Genomic DNA, 19,914 nt, shown 5'->3' with positions numbered 1-19,914 from the left:
GCGGCTCCTTTGTGTTAGGCTAATACCAGTAACTTTATCCTAGCGTTAATGAGGGCCATATGCGAGTACATCCGATTAAGGCGTACGATGATAATTACATTTGGTTAATTCAGCCCGGCAGTGACAACACCGTTATCGTGGTTGATCCGGGTGATGCGGAGCCGGTCAAAGATTGGCTAAAGCGCCATGATGCCCGTGTTGACAGCTATTTCATAACCCACCACCATTGGGATCACACCGATGGTCTGGAGCCATTACTGGACGATTTTCCGGCACCGGTATTTGGCCCGCGGGACTCGCGCATTAAAGCCATTGACCACCCGCTCAGTGAAGGCGAGCAGGTACAACGGCTGGGCAAGACCTTTGACGTACTGGCTACCCCGGGTCATACCCTGGATCATATCAGTTTCCATCATCACGGCTTTTTGTTTTGTGGTGATACCCTGTTTTCCGGTGGTTGTGGGAGAATGTTTGAGGGCAACCCGGAAATGTATGTCGAGTCGCTGAAAAAGTTACGGCGATTGCCGGGCGACACTCGAGTTTTCTGCGCTCATGAGTACACCCAGGCGAACCTGACGTTTGCCAAACTGGTTGAACCGAATAACGCGGTACTGCACAGCTACCTGGAAAAAATAAAGCTGATGCGACAGCAACAGCAAGTGACCTTACCCAGCTCAATGCAATTGGAGCTGGCGATTAACCCTTTTTTACGTTTCGACCAAACCGCCGTGATTGCCGCGGCGGAAGAACATGCCGGCCAGTCATTGAATGGTGACGCCGAGGTTTTCGCCACCATTCGACAGTGGAAAGACAACGCATAATTCATTAAACTCGAATCGTTTTAAAAATAACCAGAGAATAATAACTGCATGAAGTTGACGATTGTCCCTGTTGCTGTAGCCTCGTTTTCCGCACTTTTTTTGGCTGGCTGCCAAAGCACTGCTCCGGAAACTTGGTTTTTAGACGAACAACGCGTGAACAGTGAACAAGCCACTGCCGAGCCAAGTCGTGAACCGGAGGTGCAGCAAGAGCAGCCGCTGTCGTTGCAAGCAGTCCCTGAGCTGGCGCTGGGCACCGGCTATTTGAAAGATCAGGCGACCGCTCAGGCGGCGACTGTGCCGGAACAAGATCTGTGGCAACGCATTCGTCAGCAGTTGCAGTTCAAGGCGCCGGAAAATCCGCGCTTGCAAGCACAACGTAACTGGTACCTGAGCCATCCGGACTATTTAGAACGTGTCGGTAAACGCGCTGAGCCATTTCTGCATCTGATTGTTGAAGAAATTGAAAAACGCCAACTGCCAATGGATCTGGTGTTGTTGCCGATTGTTGAGAGCGCATTTGATCCGTTCGCGTACAGCCATGGCAGCGCGTCCGGCGTATGGCAATTTATCCCGGGCACCGCCCGTCATTATGGCTTAGACATCAACTGGTGGTACGATGGTCGCCGCGATGTTTACGCGGCGACACACGCGGCTCTGGATTACCTGGAAGATCTTTACGATTACTTTGACGGCAACTGGATGCATGCGCTGGCCGCCTACAATTCAGGTCAGGGGCGTGTTGGTCGCGCCATTCGAAAAAATCAACGGGCCGGTAAACCAACCGATTTCTGGTCGCTCGATTTACCCCGTGAAACCCGCGCTTATGTCCCCAAACTTCTTGCGCTCTCTGACATTCTTGCCAACAGTGAAAAATACGGTATTGTCTGGTACCCCATCGAAAACCAGCCGCAACTAGAAGTCGTTGAGCTACCTGCGCAAATCGATTTGGCAAAGGCGGCGGATATGGCCGGTATGCCGTTAGAACTGTTGCACACCTATAATTCGGCTTATAATCGCTGGTCCACCGCCCCCAGCGGCCCGCACCGGTTACTGTTGCCACAACAAAATGCCCAACAATTTGAACAGGCCATCGCCAACTCAGACCCGAAACAATGGTTAAGCTGGCAGCGTCACCAGGTTCGTTCCGGCGAGAGTTTGTTAACCATCGCAAAGCAATACCACACCTCTGTGGAAGTGATTCAACAAGTTAATGACATCAGTAGCCACATCATCCGTGCCGGTGAGTTTTTGCTGATCCCGGTGGCCAGTAATGAACTGAGTGATTATACCTTGTCTCAGGGGCAACGCTTACTGGCGACTCAGGATCGTCAACGCGACGGCAGTAAGACCGAATATGTTGTTCAGGCCGGGGACACGTTGTGGGACATCAGCCGTATGTACGATGTCGGCACGCGCGAGCTGGCAAAGTGGAACGGCATGGCACCGGGTGATTTTTTACGGCCGGGACAAAAACTTGTCATTTGGTCAAAAAATAGCTCGTCATCTGAGCGTGCTGCTGGTTTAATAAGAACCATCACCTATCAGGTACGAAATGGTGACTCACTGGCTCGCATTGCGGATAAGTTTAATGTCAGTATTCGTGATATTGAACAATGGAACAACATTAACCGTAGCCGTTATTTGCAGCCAGGGCAACGGCTCACATTAAAAGTTGATGTGACAAACGTTAGTGGTTAGGGAAGCGATCATGATGAGAAAACTGTTGATGTCGTGTGTCATGCTGTTTGGCGTTATTGCCAGTCAGTCTGTGAATGCTCAGGAATGGGATGCTCCGGGCTCAGGCAAGGTCATTTATCCCAGTGGCCGTGCAGAGGATTTATCCTTTGGCTTTGCCTATCAGAAGAACTTTGACAGCTTTATTTTCAGCGCCGGTGAAGCCAACCTGCGCACCGAGGAAATGCCGCCGAATTACATTCTGAATGTCATCATCAATAAAGAAGGCCTTATCTATATTGCCGAATTTGCCGACGGTTTCTTTGAATCCTTTGAATTAAACCTGGGCGGTCATTACCTGGCAATAAAACCACGTAAAGCATTTGACGAAGACGAACCCTACAAGCATCTGGTTGTGCATGTCGATGACATGAGTTACCTGATTGATACCACGCACCCTTCGTTGAAATTTGTTTTTTCCGATGACGGTATCAAAGATATTGACGGGGTCGGTCTTATTCGCGACTTAAGTTCTCGTCGTTGATTCAGTGTGAAACGCCGCCGTTAACCGGCGGCGTTCGCTTAATCGCCGGCCAGTAATGCCTGCAAGTCATCCTCCGACAGTACCGCAACACCAAGCTGTTCGGCTTTTGTCAGTTTTGAACCGGCACTCTCGCCGGCAATGACCGCCGTGGTTTTCTTCGACACCGAACCCGTGACTTTAGCGCCAAGCGCTTCCAGTGCCTGCTTCGCTTCATCACGCGTCATCGACGCTAAGGTACCGGTCAACACGTAGGTATTACCTGCTAAGCGGTCATCTTTGCTCGCAATTGCCTCGCCTTCCGGCCATGCAATAAACCCGCGCAATTCACTGACCACTTGCTGATTGTGCGGTTCGGCAAAAAAGGTATGAATGTGGTGCGCCACTACTTCACCGATGTCATCAACTTCCTGTAAGGCCTCTATCGACGCCTCGGCGACTTTATCAAACGCCTGGAAATGAGCCGCCAGAGACGCTGCTGTAGCCTCCCCGACTTCCCGAATGCCCAGCGCGTAAATGAATTTAGCCAGGGTTGTTTCGCGCGTTCTGGCAATGGCATTAACCAGATTTTTCGCTGACTTCTGCCCCATACGTGGCAATGACGCCAGCATCGGTTCGGTAAGACGGTACAAATCTGCCGGCGACTTCACCCAGTCCCGCTCGATCAGTTGCTCGACGATTTTGTCGCCCAAGCCATCAATGTCCATGGCTTTGCGGCTGGCAAAATGCTTAATGGCTTCTTTGCGTTGCGCCGCACAAATCAGTCCACCGCTGCAACGCGCGACCGCTTCATCCGCCACTCGTTCGATTTCTGAATCACATACCGGGCAACGGCTGGGAAATTCAATGGCTTCAGTATTTTCCGGCCGTTGATCAGTAATCACACTGACCACCTGCGGAATCACATCACCAGCGCGTCGAATGCTCACCACATCACCGATGCGCACCCCCAGACGCTCAATCTCATCGGCGTTATGCAGCGTTGCGTTGGAGACCGTAACGCCGCCGACCGTGACCGGCTGTAACCGCGCGACTGGCGTAATCGCACCGGTACGGCCAACCTGAAAATCGACACCAATGATTTTGGTTAACTGTTCCTGAGCCGGAAATTTTCGAGCAATAGCCCAGCGCGGCGCTCGCGCCACAAAACCGAGGTCGTTCTGCAGGGCGATGGCATCGACTTTATAAACAATGCCGTCGATTTCGTACCTCAGTTGCTCACGTCGTTGCAGAATGTCCTCGTAAAACGCCTCACATTCAGCCACGGTTGCGGCGGTTTTAACCTCTTCATTCACCGGCAGCCCCCAGGCCGCTAACTGTTGTAAGCGCTGATAGTGACTGCCCGGTAACTGTTGCTCCGCCTGCTCATCGATAACACCAAGGCTGTAAGCGTAAAAGTGCAACGGCCGTTTGGCGGTTATGCGTGAATCCAACTGACGCAGACTGCCTGCGGCCGCATTACGCGGATTGGCAAAGACTTTATCACCGCGAGCCCGCGCCTGGTCATTAAATTGATTAAAAGCGGCCACCGGCATAAACACTTCGCCACGTACTTCCAGACGTTTTGGCGCGCCGGCGGCTAAACTTAACGGCACGTTACGGATGGTCTTGACGTTGGCGGTGATGTTTTCTCCACGGTACCCGTCACCCCGGGTTGCTGCTTGTACCAATTCACCCTCTTCGTACAGAATACTGACGGCTAAGCCGTCCAACTTGGGTTCACAGCAAAAGGTGATCGGTTGGTCACGATCCAGGCGTTGCGCGACACGCTCCGCAAAGGCTTCGAATTCTTCTTCAGAAAATGCGTTATCCAGCGACAACATGGGCACTTCATGCTCAATGGTGTCGAATTTGTCCAGCGGCTTGCTGCCCACCTTCTGGGTGGGTGAATTGGCTGTTGCCAATTCGGGATTTTTTTTTTCCAGTTGCTGCAGCTCGCGAAATAACGCATCGTATTCACTGTCGGGAACGGAGGGTTCATCCAACTCGTAATACTCTCGGTTATATCGGCTTAGCAGCTCTGTTAGGGTGTCGATGCGCTGTTTAACGGACGACTTTTCAGACATAGTAATACAACTCAATTAAAGGGTTAGGCTAGGCACCGGCCTGCGCTTTCTCAAACTCGCGAATGGTGTGATGAGCGCGTTGAATCGACTGTCGAGACAGCACCTGACGTTGGCCATCCAGCACTTGCCCCTGCGGAATTTCCATCGCCAATTTTTTCGCCGCATTCAACATCATATTGAACGCCTGCTGGCCGTCATAATCCAGTGGCAGGCTCATAAACAACGCCACTCCGTCGGTTTCAAAGTTCTCAATGTTGTCGAGGTCGAACGTACCCGGGTTATACATGTTTGCCACGCTGAAGATCAGCGGCCCATTACCCGACGTCTGTTCATAGCGGTGGAAAATCCCCATCTCGCCAAACTTGCAACCGAGCTCAGTCATCATCTGCAACAGCACGGCACCTTGCACCGAGCCTTTTACAAATAACGAAATCACTTCCTGTGCCGGCTGTGGTTTTTCCATAGCTTTGGCCGCCGGCGCTTTGTCCTGCTGCGTTGAGACCGATTCCGGTTGTGACGGCGTGTCGGAATCGACGTTATCTTCAGGTTTCGCCGATGCTGTGGCCTCACGGGAAGCCTTTACCGAAGTCTGCGGCGGCTCATCGGTTTGTGACTCCGACATTGATTCAGGCTCGAGCTTAAATGCTTCCTCCGCGGCGGGTTCGACGTCATCGTCATTTACCCGCATTGACGGTAATGGCGTGTCATCATCGTCGATATCAAGGTTCATTGACATCTGTTCAACCGGGTCATTGGCTTTGGTTTTATCAACCACCTTAACCGAGCCCACGCCGTCATCATCAAAGCCGTTATCCACTGTGCTTTCCCGTTGCTGACGTTTGGCCGCGACTTTACGCGCCTGCCGGGTCATTTGCTGACTGTTGCGGCGCATCGTCCAGAGGCCGTGACCAATGATGGCGACGATCAGTAATACACCGACGATACTTAAGGTTATCTGTAGATTGCTCATTCAGTTGCCAACCCTTTTGTTATAGTTATTCGCCTTCCGTCATCGCGACGGCTTGTTCGACATCCACGGCTACAAGGCGCGATACACCGGCCTCCTGCATGGTAACACCGGCCAGATGCGAAGCCATCTCCATAGCAACTTTATTATGGCTGATGTAGATAAACTGAACCGTTTCGGACATTTCACTGACCAATCGGCAAAAACGCCCGACATTAGCGTCATCGAGCGGCGCGTCCACTTCGTCCAGTAAGCAAAACGGCGCCGGATTCAACCGGAAAATCGCAAAAACTAATGATAAAGCGGTTAGCGCCTTTTCTCCACCACTTAACAGATGAATTGTACTGTTTTTCTTGCCCGGTGGGCGCGCCATGATAGTAACCCCGGTTTCCAGTAAGTCATCATCGGTGAGCTCAAGCTGTGCACTGCCGCCACCAAAAACTTTCGGAAACAACACCTGCAGGTCATTGTTGATCGCCTCAAACGTGGTTTTAAAACGCTGCCGAGTTTCTTTGTCAATTTTGCGAATCGCGTCTTCCAGTGTTTCCAGCGCTGAGGATAAGTCATGGTATTGCTGATCCAGATAGTCTTTACGTTGTTTTTGCGTTTCCGCTTCGTCAATCGCCGCCAGGTTAATCGCACCCAGCCGTTTGATCTGATTTTGTACCTTATCCAGTTGCTGCTGCCAGCGCGTTTCGTCCGCCTCATGACTGAGTTCCTGGAGCAGGGTTTTAAGACTCATTTTGGTCTCGGCCAGCGCCTCCAGAACCGTTTGTGTTCGTTCCTGTAACTTCGCCAATTCGATTTCGGTGTTTTGCATGCGCTGTTCAATCTGATGGATTTTTTCGCGTAACACCGAGCTTCCCTGACTCAGTTCATGCAGTTCGTGCTCGACCGTTGCCAAACGCTCCCGCTGCTCCAACAAGGCCTCGCTGGCGACTTCCCGTTGTTCCAGCAATTGTTGCAGTTGCTCACGTTGCACCTGTTCGTCATTCACATCGTTTTGCGCTGCCGCCAATTGTTCAAGTTCATCAAGCAGTGCCTGCTGACGCTGCTGATGACGCTGCTGAAGCTTTTCTTGTTGCTGTAACTGACTGTTCAGGTGTTGCCTTTCCAGCTGCAACTGTTGCTGTTTGCTGCCCAACTGCTGATGCTGTTGCTGTAACTGACGCAGTCGTTGTTCCAGCTCAGCACCGGCGGCGTTATCCTGCGCAGGTAGTTGTGACAACTGGTGCTCAAGCTGTTCCGCCTGTTGCTGCAGTTGCTGCTGTTGCTCCTGCGCCTGCAATTGTTGCTCCATCAACTCTTCTGCCTGCTGCTGCGCCTGTTGTTGTTGCGCCTGATACTGCTGATATTGTCGCTCAGCGTAGTGACGTTGTTGTTCGCCGGTTGCGACATCGGTGCGCAACTGCTGCACCTTTTGCTGCTCCGCCTGCAGCTCGCTCTGTGCCTGCGTCAATCGCTGCTGATGGTCGGCACAGGTCTGCTGTTGCTGCGTCAGTTGCTGTTGCAAGCGCTGTATCTGCGCTGCAAGTTGTTGTGTTTCATGTTGGGTGGCCAGCACACTGTCTTCTTCATCCACGGCTTCCGTTGTCAGTGAATAACGAGTACACCATTGCCCCGTTACCGTTAGCGCCAGCAGAGCTTGAGGGTTTTGTTGCAGTTGTTGCTGTGCTTCGCCGATATCCTCTACCAGCAGACACAGCGACAGCAGTGGCCATTTCCGGGCAACACCACTCACCACACGAGCGGCTGAATTTGCCGGCTGCTGCGGCGCATTCACCGTGCTTGCCGGCCACAACAGACTGACCCCCTCAGGCACCCGCTGCGACGGCTCTGCGTCAACCCAGAAGCTCTCCAGCCAAGGCTTGACCAAGGTTTCGATGGCACCTCGCCAACGCGGCTCGACCTCCAGCACCTCACGCAAGGGCCGCGCGTTATGTTGCTGCAACCACTGCCGCGCCGCGTCACTCAGGTGCGACTGCCGGCGTTGCAACAGTTGCTGTAACGCCTCATAACGGGCACTGGCCTGCTGCTCGCTGCGCTGATATTCCGTCAACTGCTGTTGATGTCGCTGTAATCCTTGCTGCAGTTCCGTGATTTGCTGTTCACGTTGCTGCAATTGCGCGGTTGCCTGTTCCAGTTGTTCGGTTAACTCAGTCAGGCGTTGCTGTTGCTGTTCCAGCTCAGCTTGCGCCTGCTCGCAGTTACTTTGGTCGTCTCGTTGTGCCAGTTGCTGACGTTGCTGCTGCAGATATTCCAATTGCTGTTCAACCCGTTGCTGCTGCAATTGCAGTTGTTGCTGCTGATGTTGCAATTGCTGGTGCTGTTGTTGATGCTGGCGTTGTTGCTGTTGAAATTGCTGCCACTGTTCGTCAGCCTCCTGCAATTGCTCCTCAAGCAACAGCAGTTGCTCTTCGAGCTGTTCTGTACGCGGCTCGAGCTCTGCGTATTGCTGCTGCAGTTGTTGTTGATGCTGCTGATCTTCCTGGTTCTGTTGTTGCTGTTGCTGCAATTCCTGCTGCAGTTGTTGTTGCCGTTGCTGACGTTGCTGTTGCAACTGTTGTTGATGCTGAAGTCCTTGCTCCAGCCGAGTGATTTGGTTGGATAAATTAAACAACGCCTGTTGTTTGTCATCAACCTGCTGCTTCAGTTGTTCCGCCTGTTCACGCCGTTCTATCACACCGCGTTCATCACCGGTCTGCTCGGCCTGCCAACGTTCCCGTTCGGTACGTTGCTGCTCCAACTCGCTCTGTAATTGCTGACGTTTCTGTTCAAGCTTTAACCAGCGCAGCGCATACAGCTCACCTTTTAACTGGCGCTCTTCCGCCTTCAGGTCTTTATAACGTTTTGCCGCCGCAGCCTGACGTTGCAGTTTTTCCAACTGTTGACCGAGTTCCTCGCGCACGTCACTGATGCGCTCGAGGTTATCACGGGTATGCGCAATTCGGTTCTCGGTCTCGCGGCGCCGTTCTTTGTATTTCGAAATCCCCGCGGCTTCTTCAATAAATACCCGCAGCTCTTGTGGTTTTGATTCAATCAGACGGGAAATCATCCCCTGTTCGATGATCGCGTAGCTGCGCGGGCCAAGTCCCGTCCCTAAAAACAGATCGGTAATGTCCCGGCGGCGGCACTTACTGTTATTGAGAAAATAATTCGACTGCCCGTCACGGGTTACCTGACGTTTTACTGAAATTTCTTTAAACGCCGCATATTCGCCCTGGATGCGCCCACTTTCGTTATCAAACACAAGTTCAACACTGGCTTGAGAAACCGGTTTGCGCGCCGTTGAGCCATTAAAAATGACATCGGTCATGGCGTCACCGCGCAAATTTTTGGCAGAACTCTCACCCAGCACCCAACGCACCGCATCAATGACGTTCGATTTGCCACAGCCATTCGGGCCAACGACACACGTCATTTGATCGGGAAACGGAACTTTTGTAGGGTCGACAAAGGATTTAAAGCCAACCAGTTTTATATGTTTTAGCCGCATTATTGTTGTTATATCGTGTTTTGTAACAATTTCAAGGATGCATCCACTGCCTGCTCGCGCTACTATCTTAGCATTAAAGGTACTCAGATACGCTAGTCAAAAGGACGATGTTAGCATGCGCACGACCATCTACAGTGACAACGGTTTCGCCTATTTAGCACGTGGCCTGCAATTAATCCAAAGCAAAGGCTTAAAGCGCTTTGTGATCATTCCGATCCTGGTTAATTTACTGCTGTTTAGTGCGGCTATCTACTGGCTCACGGTGACCACACAACAGTGGACAACCCAGTTAATGGAATGGCTACCGGGTTATTTCCAATGGGTGGAGTATCTGATTTATCCGTTGCTGGTGATTTTTATTATTGGCATGTTTTATTTTCTGTTTACCTCGCTGACCAATTTAATTGCTGCGCCTTTCAATGGCTTACTGGCCGAGAAGGTCGAACAGTACGAGAGTGGACAAAGCATCGCCGACGATGGCATTGCCGGCCTAATCAAAGATATTCCGCGCACCCTTGGCCGTGAATTTCAGAAAATGGCGTATTTTATTCCACGCGCCCTCGGCTTTTTCCTGCTCTCTCTGCTTATCCCCGTTATCGGCCAGGTTATTTGGTTTGTCTGGGTTTGCTGGATGATGGCGATTCAATATCTCGATTACCCATTCGACAATCATAAACTGCCGTTTACCCGTATGCGCTTCGAGTTACGCGCGCAAAAAGGTAAGTCCTTGAGTTTTGGCTTAGGTATTACGGTGCTTACCATGATTCCGCTGATCAATCTTATCGTCATGCCACTGGCCATCGCTGCTGCCACATCATTGTGGGTCGATCACTACCGCGCCAAAGCGCTACAGTAGTACATCGACGTCAGTCAGCAGTCACTGGTATTTTGCGGCGCTGTTTTTAAACTGAAACAACCAACAGTTTGGTTTTGTTAGATCAGGAAGGACAGCGATATGGATGCGCGCCAGACGAGCCCTTACGTTTATTTGTATCAGCCACAACATGGGGTATTGCTGCTCAGTAATGCCCTGCAAGCTTTCTATAACCTACCCAACCAACAGCGGCTGTGCCCGCCGTTGCGTTGGTTCAACTGCCATGGCCCCGAGTCTCAACAACAATTGAAACAGGCCTTTGCAGCGCTTTGTTTTGCCAACGATGACAATCGTCTGCAACTGACGCTAAAGCTCAACTCCCATACCATTGACGGCCAAAGCCGGCCGGTTGAGCACAAGTTGTGCATGGTACTGATTAACGAGCAACGTTTTATTTGCGGTCGTGTGGCACCGATTTGGAATCCGCGTCTGAGTCGTCGTCATCGAGCCATTCATTGGCAATCCGTTTACTCGTCTGCACCCCCATCTCACGGAATTTCTCGATTCTGCTGACCAGGTTACCACGGCCGCTGGAGAGCTTTTTCATTGCTTCCTGGTAGCGGTTATCCAATGTCTGGAGACTGCTACCGACTTTTTCCAAATCCTCAATAAAGCCGACAAACTTGTCGTACAGCTTGCCCGCATCAATGGCGATCTTCTCGGCGTTACGATTTTGGTATTCATACTGCCAGATGTTGTGGACGGTGCGCAGTGCAACCAACAGGTTAGTCGGACTCACCAGCATGATTTGCTGTTCCAGTGCCAGTTTTATCAACTCGGGTTCACGGTCCACGGCTAATAAGAAGGCCGGCTCGACCGGCACAAACATCAGCACATAGTCGAGCGTCCGTAAGCCTTCCAGTTGCTGATAGTTTTTCTTACCAAGCTGCTTGATGTGCTGTTTTAACGACTGCACATGCTCTTGCAGCAAGCGCTCTTTTTCCGCCTCATCATCACTGTTAAAGTAACGTTCATAGGCCGACAAACTGACTTTGGAGTCAATGACCACGTCTTTTTGGTTTGGCAAATGCACGATTACGTCGGGTTTGAAGGACTTACCGTCTTCATCGCGATGATGACTCTGGGTTTGATACTCATGCCCTTCGCGCAATCCCGACTGTTCCAGAATCCGTTCCAGCACCAACTCGCCCCAGTTGCCCTGTTGTTTGGTGTCACCTTTTAACGCGCGGGTCAGGGCTTCGGCTTCGTGCGCCATTTGTCGGTTGAGTTCACGCAGACTCATTAACTCGCTGCGCAATGCACTGCGTTCTTTGGTTTCGTCGCTGTATTGCTGTTGCACCTGCCGCTTGAACGATTCTAACTGTTGCTTGAAGGGTTCCAGCGTAGCGCTTAGCGTTTGCTGATTCTGCTGTTGCAAGCCCTGCGATTTTTGTTCAAAAATTTTATTGGCCAAATTCTCAAACTGTTGCGACAAACGCTCTTCGGATGCCTGTAATAAGCGCAATTTTTCATCGGCGTTACGGCGCTCCTGCATCGCCGTGGCGCGCAACGTCTGTAACTGCGCTTCCGCATACTGAGCCCGTTCTCTCAGTTCGTTATTGTGCGCTTGTGTTTGCTGCAACTGCTGTTGCAGACGCCGGTTCTGATTGCGTGACATCCACACAACGACCGCCGCCAGTAGCACCACCAGTAGCACAAAAAATAAGGGTATCACCCAGGCGGTGATACCCTCTTGTGTCAGAAACGCTGCCACTGATTAAGCTCCCGCTTTATCACGCATATCAGCAATTTTCACTTTCCAGATGGCCGGTCCTTCCGTGTGGGCATTGTTCCCCTCACTATCCACGGCGACCGTTACCGGCATGTCTTCCACCTCAAATTCGTAGATGGCTTCCATACCCAGATCCTCGAACGCAACCACTTTTGCTTGCTTAATCGCTTTCGCCACCAGGTAAGCGGCACCACCTACGGCCATCAAATAAACGGCTTTATGCTGACGAATGCTTTCAACGGCTTGCGGCCCACGCTCAGCCTTGCCGATCATGCCAATGATACCGGCTTTTTCTAACATTAAGTCGGTGAATTTATCCATCCGCGTTGAGGTCGTCGGGCCTGCCGGGCCAACGACTTCGTCACCCACCGGGTCAACCGGGCCGACGTAATAAATAAAGCGATTATTAAAATCAACCGGCAACGCTTCGCCTTTCTCAATCATGTCCTTAATGCGCTTATGCGCCGCGTCGCGACCGGTCAATAATTTACCGGACAGCAGCACGGTTTCGCCCATTTTCCAGTCCTGGATGTCTTCTTTCGTCACTTCATCAAGGTTAACGCGACGCGCATCGTCACCGAGCTCAAAGGTAACATCCGGCCAGTCTTCCAACTTCGGCGGTGTTAAATCGGCAACCCCTGAACCGTCCAGAGTAAAGTGAACATGGCGGGTCGCCGCGCAGTTCGGAATCAAGGTGACCGGTTTCGACGCGGCGTGAGTTGGCAAGGATTTAATTTTTACATCCAGCACCGTCGTCAATCCACCCAAACCCTGAGCACCGATGCCCAGATCGTTCACCCGGTTAAAAATCTCCAGGCGCAGTTCTTCTTCGGCCGTTTGCGGGCCACGCTCAATCAGTTCATGGATATCAACCGGATCCATTAACGACTCTTTCGCCAGTACCGCTGATTTCTCGGCGGTACCGCCAATGCCAATACCCAGCATACCCGGCGGACACCAGCCAGCCCCCATTTTCGGTAACGTTTCAACCACCCAGTCGGCGATTGAATCACTGGGGTTCAGCATCACCATTTTCGACTTGTTTTCTGAACCACCGCCTTTGGCGGCAATCATCACTTCAACCTTGTCACCGGCGACCATATCGAGATGCACAACAGCCGGCGTGTTGTCACCGGTGTTTTTACGCGCGCCGGCAGGATCAGCCACAATCGACGCTCGCAGCGGGTTATCCGGATTGGTGTAAGCGCGGCGAGTACCTTCATCGACCATTTCCTGCACGGTCATGTCGGTCTTGTCCCATTGCACGCCCATACCTACTTTGACAAAACAGGTGACGATACCGGTATCCTGACAAATCGGACGATGCCCTTGCGCCGACATCCGTGAGTTTGTCAGTACTTGCGCGATCGCGTTCTTCGCGGCTTCGCTTTGCTCGCGTTGATAGGCTTCATCTAATGCTTGAATGAAGTCCAACGGGTGGTAGTAAGAAATGTATTGCAACGCATCTGCGATGCTTTCAATAAAGTCGCTTTGACGAATAGTAGCCATCCAACAACACCTCATGGTTTGGGCATGCAAACGTAAATCCTTAATAACAGCCCGCATAATAGCGTTTTAATCGCCCGCTGACCAGTCACTGAGGTGCTGTGATATACTCGCCAAAAACAGCGATAAGGAAGATACTGCGGTGCTCTCAGGGTTAACGCTTAGATGGCAGAATTTTACCAACGCACTCGCTGCTCAGACTAGCGGCACGATTGATGACTGGGTAAAAGCGCGTGTGGCGCAACATCAGCAGGAAGATTATCTGCTGTGGTTCGACTCCGCCGCCGACAACCATCCCAACAGCCGCTTTCATATTTTATTACGGCGGCCGCAATTTTTTTTACAGGCCACCGAGCGCGGCGCCAAAGTATTACTGAACGCTCACGCAGCAGCCGATGCTGAACGATTGCAAAGCTATTGCAGCGACCGCTCGTTGTTACAGGCCGCCAATGCCATTCTTGTTGATTTGCAAGCGGCCATCAGCGTAGAGCCGCATACTGAACTGCCCTTTAACGGCGGCTTTGCCGGTTATTTAAGCTATGATCTGGGCCGTCAAATCGAACACCTGCCGGCACTGAATCCAACCGAATACCAATTGCCTTATGCCGGCCTGGGCTTTTATACCGAAGCGTTGGTTGTCGACAAACAACGGCAACAATTATGGGTGTTAGCTGCCGACGGTCACCACCAGGCTTATTTTGACAGTTGGCTAAACAAAGCCTCAGCAGGCGCAACACGGCCCTTTACCCTAACGGCACCATGGCAAAGTAATTTAAGCCGCGCACAATACAGTGACCGCTTCGCTCGGGTTCAGGCCTACCTCACCGCCGGTGATTGCTATCAAATTAATTTGGCGCAACGCTTCTCGGCCGCTTACGAAGGTAGCGAATGGCAAGCCTATGATGCTTTGCGTCGTGTCAACGGCGCTCCTTTTTCGGCCTTTATGCGACTGCCACAAAGCGCGATTCTTAGTGTTTCGCCGGAGCGCTTTCTGGCGGTCGACCGTCAACGACGAGTTGAGACTAAGCCCATTAAGGGCACGCGCCCACGTCATCCGGATCCGCAACAGGATCAACGGCAGCAGGAGCAATTGCGGGCATCCGCTAAAGATCAGGCCGAAAATCTCATGATCGTTGATCTGCTGCGCAATGATTTATCCCGCAGTTGCGCCCCCGGCAGCATCGAGGTACCGCATTTGTTTGCCATCGAGAGCTTTCCGGCGGTTCATCACTTAGTATCCACCGTTGTTGGTACCCTGGGGGCCAACAACACCGCGTTTGACTTGTTCGAAGGCGCGTTTCCCGGAGGTTCAATCACCGGCGCACCTAAGGTTCGGGCCATGGAAATTATTGAAGAACTCGAACCCAATCGTCGCGCCTGTTATTGTGGGTCTATGGCGTATTTCTCCTTGTGCGGTGCCAGCGACAGCAGTATCACCATCCGCACCCTCCTAGCCGAGCAAAATACGCTGTACTGCTGGGCCGGAGGCGGTTTAGTGATTGACTCAGAAGACGCCGCCGAGTACCAGGAAACGCTGGACAAAGTGGCGCGCATCTTACCGGTACTGGAGCAACCATGAGCATCAGAACGCGGCAGGATTTTATCCGGCGTTTTAACCTGCACCCCCATGCGCCGGTCAATCGACGGGTTGACGAACCGTTACGCAAGCGGCTGCGGCCGGCAGCGGTGCTGATCCCGATCATTGAGCGCCAGCATGGGCTGTCACTGATTCTGACCCAACGCTCGGCGAAGCTGCGCCAACACGCGGGCCAAATCAGTTTTCCCGGCGGACGTTACGAGCACCAGGACCAGCACCTGCTCACCACCGCGCTGCGCGAAACCGAAGAAGAAATTGGCTTACCCCGGCAACAGGTGGAAGTGATCGGGCGTTTGCAGGACTACCCGGTGCTGAGTAACTTTATGATTCGCCCCTTTGTCGGTTTTGTGACGCCCCAACAACCGTTGGTCGCAGAAGCCGGTGAAGTGGCAGAGATTTTTGAGGTGCCGCTTGCGGATATTCTTGATCTCAACAATCATTATGCCTATCGCATTCGCAAATTTATCTACGACAGGGTGTATTTTATTCCCTGGCAACATCGTAATATTTGGGGAGCAACTGCCGGCATTTTGCGCGAGTTGGCAGAACAGTTACAACCTGAGCTCCGCCATAAGCTGCGCCCCCTTAACTAAGTCCGCAAAGCGTGCGACAATAAGTTGTAAATACATTTAATCGAGATAGGTCACAATTAATGATCAGTGTTTTTGATATCTACAAAATTGGTATCGGCCCATCCAGTTCTCATACCGTCGGACCGATGCGTGCAGCCTATGACTTTCTGCATGCCGCCAAACAAGCCGGCCACCTCCAACAGGCCAATGGCGTCGAAGTGGAATTGTTTGGTTCGCTCGGCCAAACCGGTAAAGGCCATGGCACCGGTAAAGCGGTGATCCTCGGTTTGGCGGGTGAACTGCCGGAAACCGTCGATACCGACAACGTCGACAACTTTTTAGAACAAACCGACAAAACCCAGCAACTTAACCTGCTTGGCGAATACCCGGTGCACTTCCCGCGCCAGGGTGCGATTGTGTTTCACCGTCGCAAAACCATGCCTAAGCACGCTAACGCGATGGAATTGCGTCTGTTGAAAGACGGCGAAGTGCTGTACAAAGACTTGTACTATTCAATTGGCGGCGGTTTTATCGTGCGCGATGAAGATTTCGACGAAACGTTGGAAGAAGCCATTGAGCAATCGAGCAAGCCGATTCCGTACCCGTTTGATACGGCGGCCGAACTGCTCGAACATTGTGAAGAACACGGTTTGCGCATTAGCTCGCTGATGATGGCTAACGAAAAAGTCTTTCGTAGCGAAGACGAGATTCGTCAGGGGCTCATGAAGATTTGGCGTACCATGCAGCAAAGCATCGAAAACGGCATCAGTACCGAAGGCATTCTGCCCGGCGGCTTAAAAGTTCGGCGCCGTGCCTCGGCGCTGTACCAGCGCCTGAAGAAAGAAAAAACCACCGAACCGATGCAGTTCATGGATTGGGTGGATTTATTTGCCCTCGCGGTGAATGAAGAAAACGCAGCCGGCGGCCGCATCGTAACGGCCCCAACGAACGGTGCTGCGGGTATCATTCCTGCGGTAATGAGCTATGCCGATAAGTTTATTGAGAAACTGGATGAAGATGCGGTGGTGCGTTTTCTGCTTACCTCCGCCGCTATCGGTATTCTCTACAAGAAGAACGCGTCCATCTCCGGTGCCGAAGTCGGCTGTCAGGGCGAAGTGGGTGTGGCCTGTTCGATGGCAGCCGGTGCCTTGGCTGAGTTTACCGGTGGTTCACCACGCACGGTAGAAAACGCGGCTGAAATTGGTATGGAACATAATCTGGGACTGACCTGCGATCCGGTTGGTGGTTTGGTTCAGGTGCCTTGTATCGAACGTAATGCCATGGGCGCCATCAAAGCCATCAACGCGGCGCGTTTGGCTATGCGTGGCGACGGTAATCATAAGGTGTCTCTGGATAAAGTCATTAAGACCATGTGGGATACCGGTAACGATATGAAAACCAAGTACAAAGAAACGGCCCGCGGTGGCCTGGCGGTTAACATCATCGAATGTTAAGCGCATGACAGCCTGCCGACGCAGTGGCTTACAGCGTCGGCAGTTCTTCCTCAGCAAATAGTTGCTCGATTTCCTCATGGGTTTTTAAACGCATCGCCTGCTCAACGCGTGGCTTAGTCAAGTGCGGCGCAAAGTTTTCAATAAAATCATACATATAAGTGCGTAGAAAAGTCCCCCGACGGAAACCTATCTTGGTGGTACTCGGTTCGAACAAATGGTGCGCCGGGATGGCCACCAGATCCTTATCTTCTGCTTGGTTGTAGGCCATCGAGGCCACCACACCGATACCAATACCCATGCGCACATAGGTTTTTATCACATCGGCATCGGTTGCGGTAAAGACGATATGAGGCTCTTTGCCGGCCGCCGCAAACGCCCGATCCAATTCCGAACGTCCGGTAAACCCATGCACATAAGTAACCAGTGGAAACTCGCTGATATCGGCAATGCTCAGTTTGCTCAGTTGTGCCAGCGGATGATCTCGAGTGACGATGATCGAACGGTTCCAGTGATAACACGGCAACATGATCAAATCCTGATACAAATGCAGTGCTTCGGTAGCAATGGCGAAATCGGCGCGCCCTTTAGCAGCGGCCTCGCTGATCTGTTGTGGTGAACCTTGGTGCATGTGCAGCGACACTTTCGGATACTGCTTGATAAACCGACTGATGACGGACGGCAGCGCATAACGTGCCTGAGTGTGTGTGGTGGCGATATTCAACTTGCCACAATCTGGCTGATTATGTTCAGCCGCAACGGCTTTAATGGCATTGACCTGTTCCAGCACTTGCTGCGCAATATCAATCACTTCCCGACCGGCTGGGGTAATGTGTGTCAGGTGCTTGCCGGTACGGCCAAAAATCTGAATGCCCAGTTCATCTTCCAGCATCCGCACCTGCTTACTGATACCAGGTTGCGACGTGAACAAGCTTTCCGCCGTCGAAGATACATTCAAATTATGGTTCATAACTTCGACAATGTATCTTAATTGCTGTAATTTCATTCTAACGCGACCTGCCGTTGCCAAACTAGGTTATGCGAAAATACTATAGTAAATTACTTATTTATGCCAAACACTAAATAACGGTCTCGACCAACAGTTACTATGAATGAGCCACAACGACAACTCGATTTTACGACCGTACTGGCCAGCTCAGTGCATGATATGAAAAATTCATTAGCGCTGGTGTTGCAACAGTTGGAAGCCGTGGTCATGCGCGTCGATGATCCGGAACTTGGCAGTGATGTCGCCAATATTTATTATGAAGCACAACGCATTAACGCCAATTTGGTCCAATTACTGCAGTTGTATCGTCACCAGCAACACAGCAATTCGCTGAATATTGAACGCCACTTTGTGGATGAAATTATCGAAGAAGTGGTGATGAACAATGAGCTTTATGTCGAGCAGCGTGGCATTAACCTAAGCATTGATGTGAGCGATAACTGTCCGGCGTACTGTGATCGTGACCTTATTGTTAACCTGTTAAATGATATCGTCATTAATGCAATGCGCTATACCGCCGATAGCCTGTCTATTGAGGCGGAATCGGGGCCAACCGGTGAAGTCACGATTCGCGTGAGTGATAATGGCCCGGGTTATCCTGAGCACATGCTGGCAGCGGTGCCAACCCTACAGGCTCCGCAGCCGCAGAACAGCTCCCGCACTGGGCTGGGACTGTATTTTGCTCAGCAAATTGCCAGTGCACACGAACGCAACGGTAAAAAAGGTTTTATTACACTGCAAAATGGCGGACACTTAGGTGGTAGTGTGTTTAAATTAGTGTTGCCCTAAAGGTTTATCCATAACCGTTTAATGATAAAAACAATATGAGCATTGACTCGGATTACGCATGTTATACACCATTATCATCTCGCTGATCGTTTTGCTTGCAATACTGGCGGTCATGATAGGCGCTGTGCAACAGCACAAACAAAAGCAAGATATTCTGCGTCGGCAGAAACTGGCTAAATTTAGGGCTGCCCTGGAGCAAGTTGAGGATTTACTCAACATGGCCAGTTACTTTCCGATCGGTAAGTCAATGTTAGCGGTACTCAATGCCCGCGCCAAAGAGCTGTTAGAGGGTATGGACGAAGTCAGCCCAAGCGATGACTACAAAGCGCGAATAAATGATTATGCGCAACGCCTGCAACAAATGGATCGCAATGACACGTCACTGATCACCGAAGGCTTTGAGCTGCCTCATAACGATAAACAAATCATCGCCATGATCAATGCCCTCAAGCGTTTACGCAGCGCGCTGCGTTCCGAGCACACCCGCGGCAAGGTTGACAGCGGTGTTTACACCACCGAAGATGCCCGTTTGCAGAAGTTGCAGTTAAAGATCAGTGTAGAAACTCTGATTCGTCGAGGTCAAAACGCGTATCAGGGACATATGTTGGGTTCCGCACGACAGTATTATGAAAAAGCGCAAAAAATGCTCGAGGACCAAACGTACAGCGATGACTATATCGAAGGTCGTAGCCAGGTGATCGACCAGGCACTGGAGCAGATCACCAACGAATTGCGTGACGTTAATACTCGTGATGCGGCTAATCGCAAGCAAGACGAACTTGAAGAATTATTCCAACCGAAGAAAAAGTGGTAAGCGGT

15 protein-coding genes are annotated in these 19,914 nt (G+C 51.6%); 9 read left to right on the top strand and 6 right to left on the bottom strand.

Annotation, left to right across the window (positions count from 1 at the left end; genetic code table 11):
- Positions 1–59: 59 nt before the first annotated feature.
- Genes gloB through CWE23_RS07140 form a run of 3 tightly spaced genes read left to right on the top strand, consistent with a single transcriptional unit; the run spans position 60 to position 3,039 of the window.
- Positions 60–821, top strand: a complete 762-nt coding sequence (gene gloB, locus CWE23_RS07150) for a hydroxyacylglutathione hydrolase (RefSeq protein ID WP_126819892.1) — start codon at positions 60–62, stop codon at positions 819–821.
- A gap of 48 nt (positions 822–869) precedes the next feature.
- The gene (locus CWE23_RS07145) at positions 870–2,519 is read left to right on the top strand and encodes a LysM peptidoglycan-binding domain-containing protein (protein ID WP_105306781.1); all 1,650 of its coding nucleotides are present in this window, start codon (positions 870–872) and stop codon (positions 2,517–2,519) included.
- Between the two features lie 10 nt (positions 2,520–2,529).
- A complete protein-coding gene (locus tag CWE23_RS07140) occupies positions 2,530–3,039 on the top strand; it encodes a hypothetical protein (RefSeq protein WP_241970574.1) in 510 nt (169 codons plus the stop codon).
- A 38-nt stretch (positions 3,040–3,077) separates the two neighbouring features.
- On the opposite strand, the gene ligA is transcribed toward CWE23_RS07140, so the two are convergent.
- The 3 genes from ligA to smc are packed head-to-tail and all read right to left on the bottom strand — an operon-like array spanning position 3,078 to position 9,565.
- Positions 3,078–5,102: an NAD-dependent DNA ligase LigA gene (gene ligA, locus CWE23_RS07135; RefSeq protein WP_126819891.1), complete on the bottom strand. Its 2,025-nt coding sequence runs from the start codon at positions 5,100–5,102 to the stop codon at positions 3,078–3,080.
- Positions 5,103–5,130: 28 nt separating this feature from the next.
- Positions 5,131–6,072: a cell division protein ZipA gene (zipA, locus tag CWE23_RS07130; RefSeq protein WP_126819890.1), complete on the bottom strand. Its 942-nt coding sequence runs from the start codon at positions 6,070–6,072 to the stop codon at positions 5,131–5,133.
- Positions 6,073–6,097: 25 nt separating this feature from the next.
- Positions 6,098–9,565, bottom strand: a complete 3,468-nt coding sequence (gene smc, locus CWE23_RS07125; protein WP_126819889.1) for a chromosome segregation protein SMC — start codon at positions 9,563–9,565, stop codon at positions 6,098–6,100.
- 115 nt (positions 9,566–9,680) lie between these two features.
- Here smc and cysZ point away from each other — a divergent pair, with 115 nt between their 5' ends.
- A complete protein-coding gene (gene cysZ / locus CWE23_RS07120; RefSeq protein ID WP_126819888.1) occupies positions 9,681–10,421 on the top strand; it encodes a sulfate transporter CysZ in 741 nt (246 codons plus the stop codon).
- A 409-nt stretch (positions 10,422–10,830) separates the two neighbouring features.
- Here the strand turns inward: cysZ and rmuC are convergent, their stop codons facing one another.
- Together rmuC and CWE23_RS07110 are read right to left on the bottom strand one after the other, a co-directional pair.
- Positions 10,831–12,153 carry a DNA recombination protein RmuC gene (gene rmuC, locus CWE23_RS07115; protein ID WP_241970573.1) on the bottom strand — a complete coding sequence of 441 codons (1,323 nt, stop codon included), beginning with the start codon at positions 12,151–12,153 and terminating at the stop codon, positions 10,831–10,833.
- 3 nt (positions 12,154–12,156) lie between these two features.
- Entirely contained in the window at positions 12,157–13,680 is a 1,524-nt protein-coding gene (locus tag CWE23_RS07110) for a fumarate hydratase (protein WP_105306786.1), read from the bottom strand.
- Positions 13,681–13,819: 139 nt separating this feature from the next.
- On the opposite strand from CWE23_RS07110, the gene pabB reads away from it, so the two are divergent.
- Genes pabB through CWE23_RS07095 form a run of 3 tightly spaced genes read left to right on the top strand, consistent with a single transcriptional unit; the run spans position 13,820 to position 17,300 of the window.
- Positions 13,820–15,256, top strand: coding sequence for an aminodeoxychorismate synthase component I (gene pabB, locus CWE23_RS07105; protein WP_126819887.1), 1,437 nt, complete (start codon positions 13,820–13,822; stop codon positions 15,254–15,256).
- Complete coding sequence (locus CWE23_RS07100) at positions 15,253–15,867, top strand: CoA pyrophosphatase (RefSeq protein WP_105306788.1); 615 nt, start codon at positions 15,253–15,255, stop codon at positions 15,865–15,867. The genes pabB and CWE23_RS07100 overlap by 4 nt, the downstream gene beginning before the upstream one ends.
- Positions 15,868–15,926: 59 nt before the next feature.
- The gene (locus CWE23_RS07095; RefSeq protein ID WP_105306789.1) at positions 15,927–17,300 is read left to right on the top strand and encodes an L-serine ammonia-lyase; all 1,374 of its coding nucleotides are present in this window, start codon (positions 15,927–15,929) and stop codon (positions 17,298–17,300) included.
- 28 nt (positions 17,301–17,328) lie between these two features.
- Here the strand turns inward: CWE23_RS07095 and cysB are convergent, their stop codons facing one another.
- The gene (gene cysB, locus CWE23_RS07090) at positions 17,329–18,303 is read right to left on the bottom strand and encodes an HTH-type transcriptional regulator CysB (protein WP_105306790.1); all 975 of its coding nucleotides are present in this window, start codon (positions 18,301–18,303) and stop codon (positions 17,329–17,331) included.
- 102 nt (positions 18,304–18,405) lie between these two features.
- Between cysB and CWE23_RS07085 the strand changes: the two genes are divergently transcribed.
- Positions 18,406–19,095, top strand: a complete 690-nt coding sequence (locus CWE23_RS07085) for a sensor histidine kinase (RefSeq protein WP_105306791.1) — start codon at positions 18,406–18,408, stop codon at positions 19,093–19,095.
- A 58-nt stretch (positions 19,096–19,153) separates the two neighbouring features.
- Positions 19,154–19,909 (top strand): hypothetical protein, encoded by a 756-nt coding sequence (locus CWE23_RS07080; RefSeq protein WP_126819886.1) that lies wholly within the window; start codon positions 19,154–19,156, stop codon positions 19,907–19,909.
- Positions 19,910–19,914: the final 5 nt, after the last annotated feature.

It is taken from the genome of Idiomarina aquatica (assembly GCF_003987185.1).
Classification (GTDB): domain Bacteria; phylum Pseudomonadota; class Gammaproteobacteria; order Enterobacterales; family Alteromonadaceae; genus Idiomarina; species Idiomarina aquatica.
The sequence above is the reverse complement of the archived record's forward strand: the minus strand, read 5'-3'. Positions and strand labels throughout refer to the sequence as shown.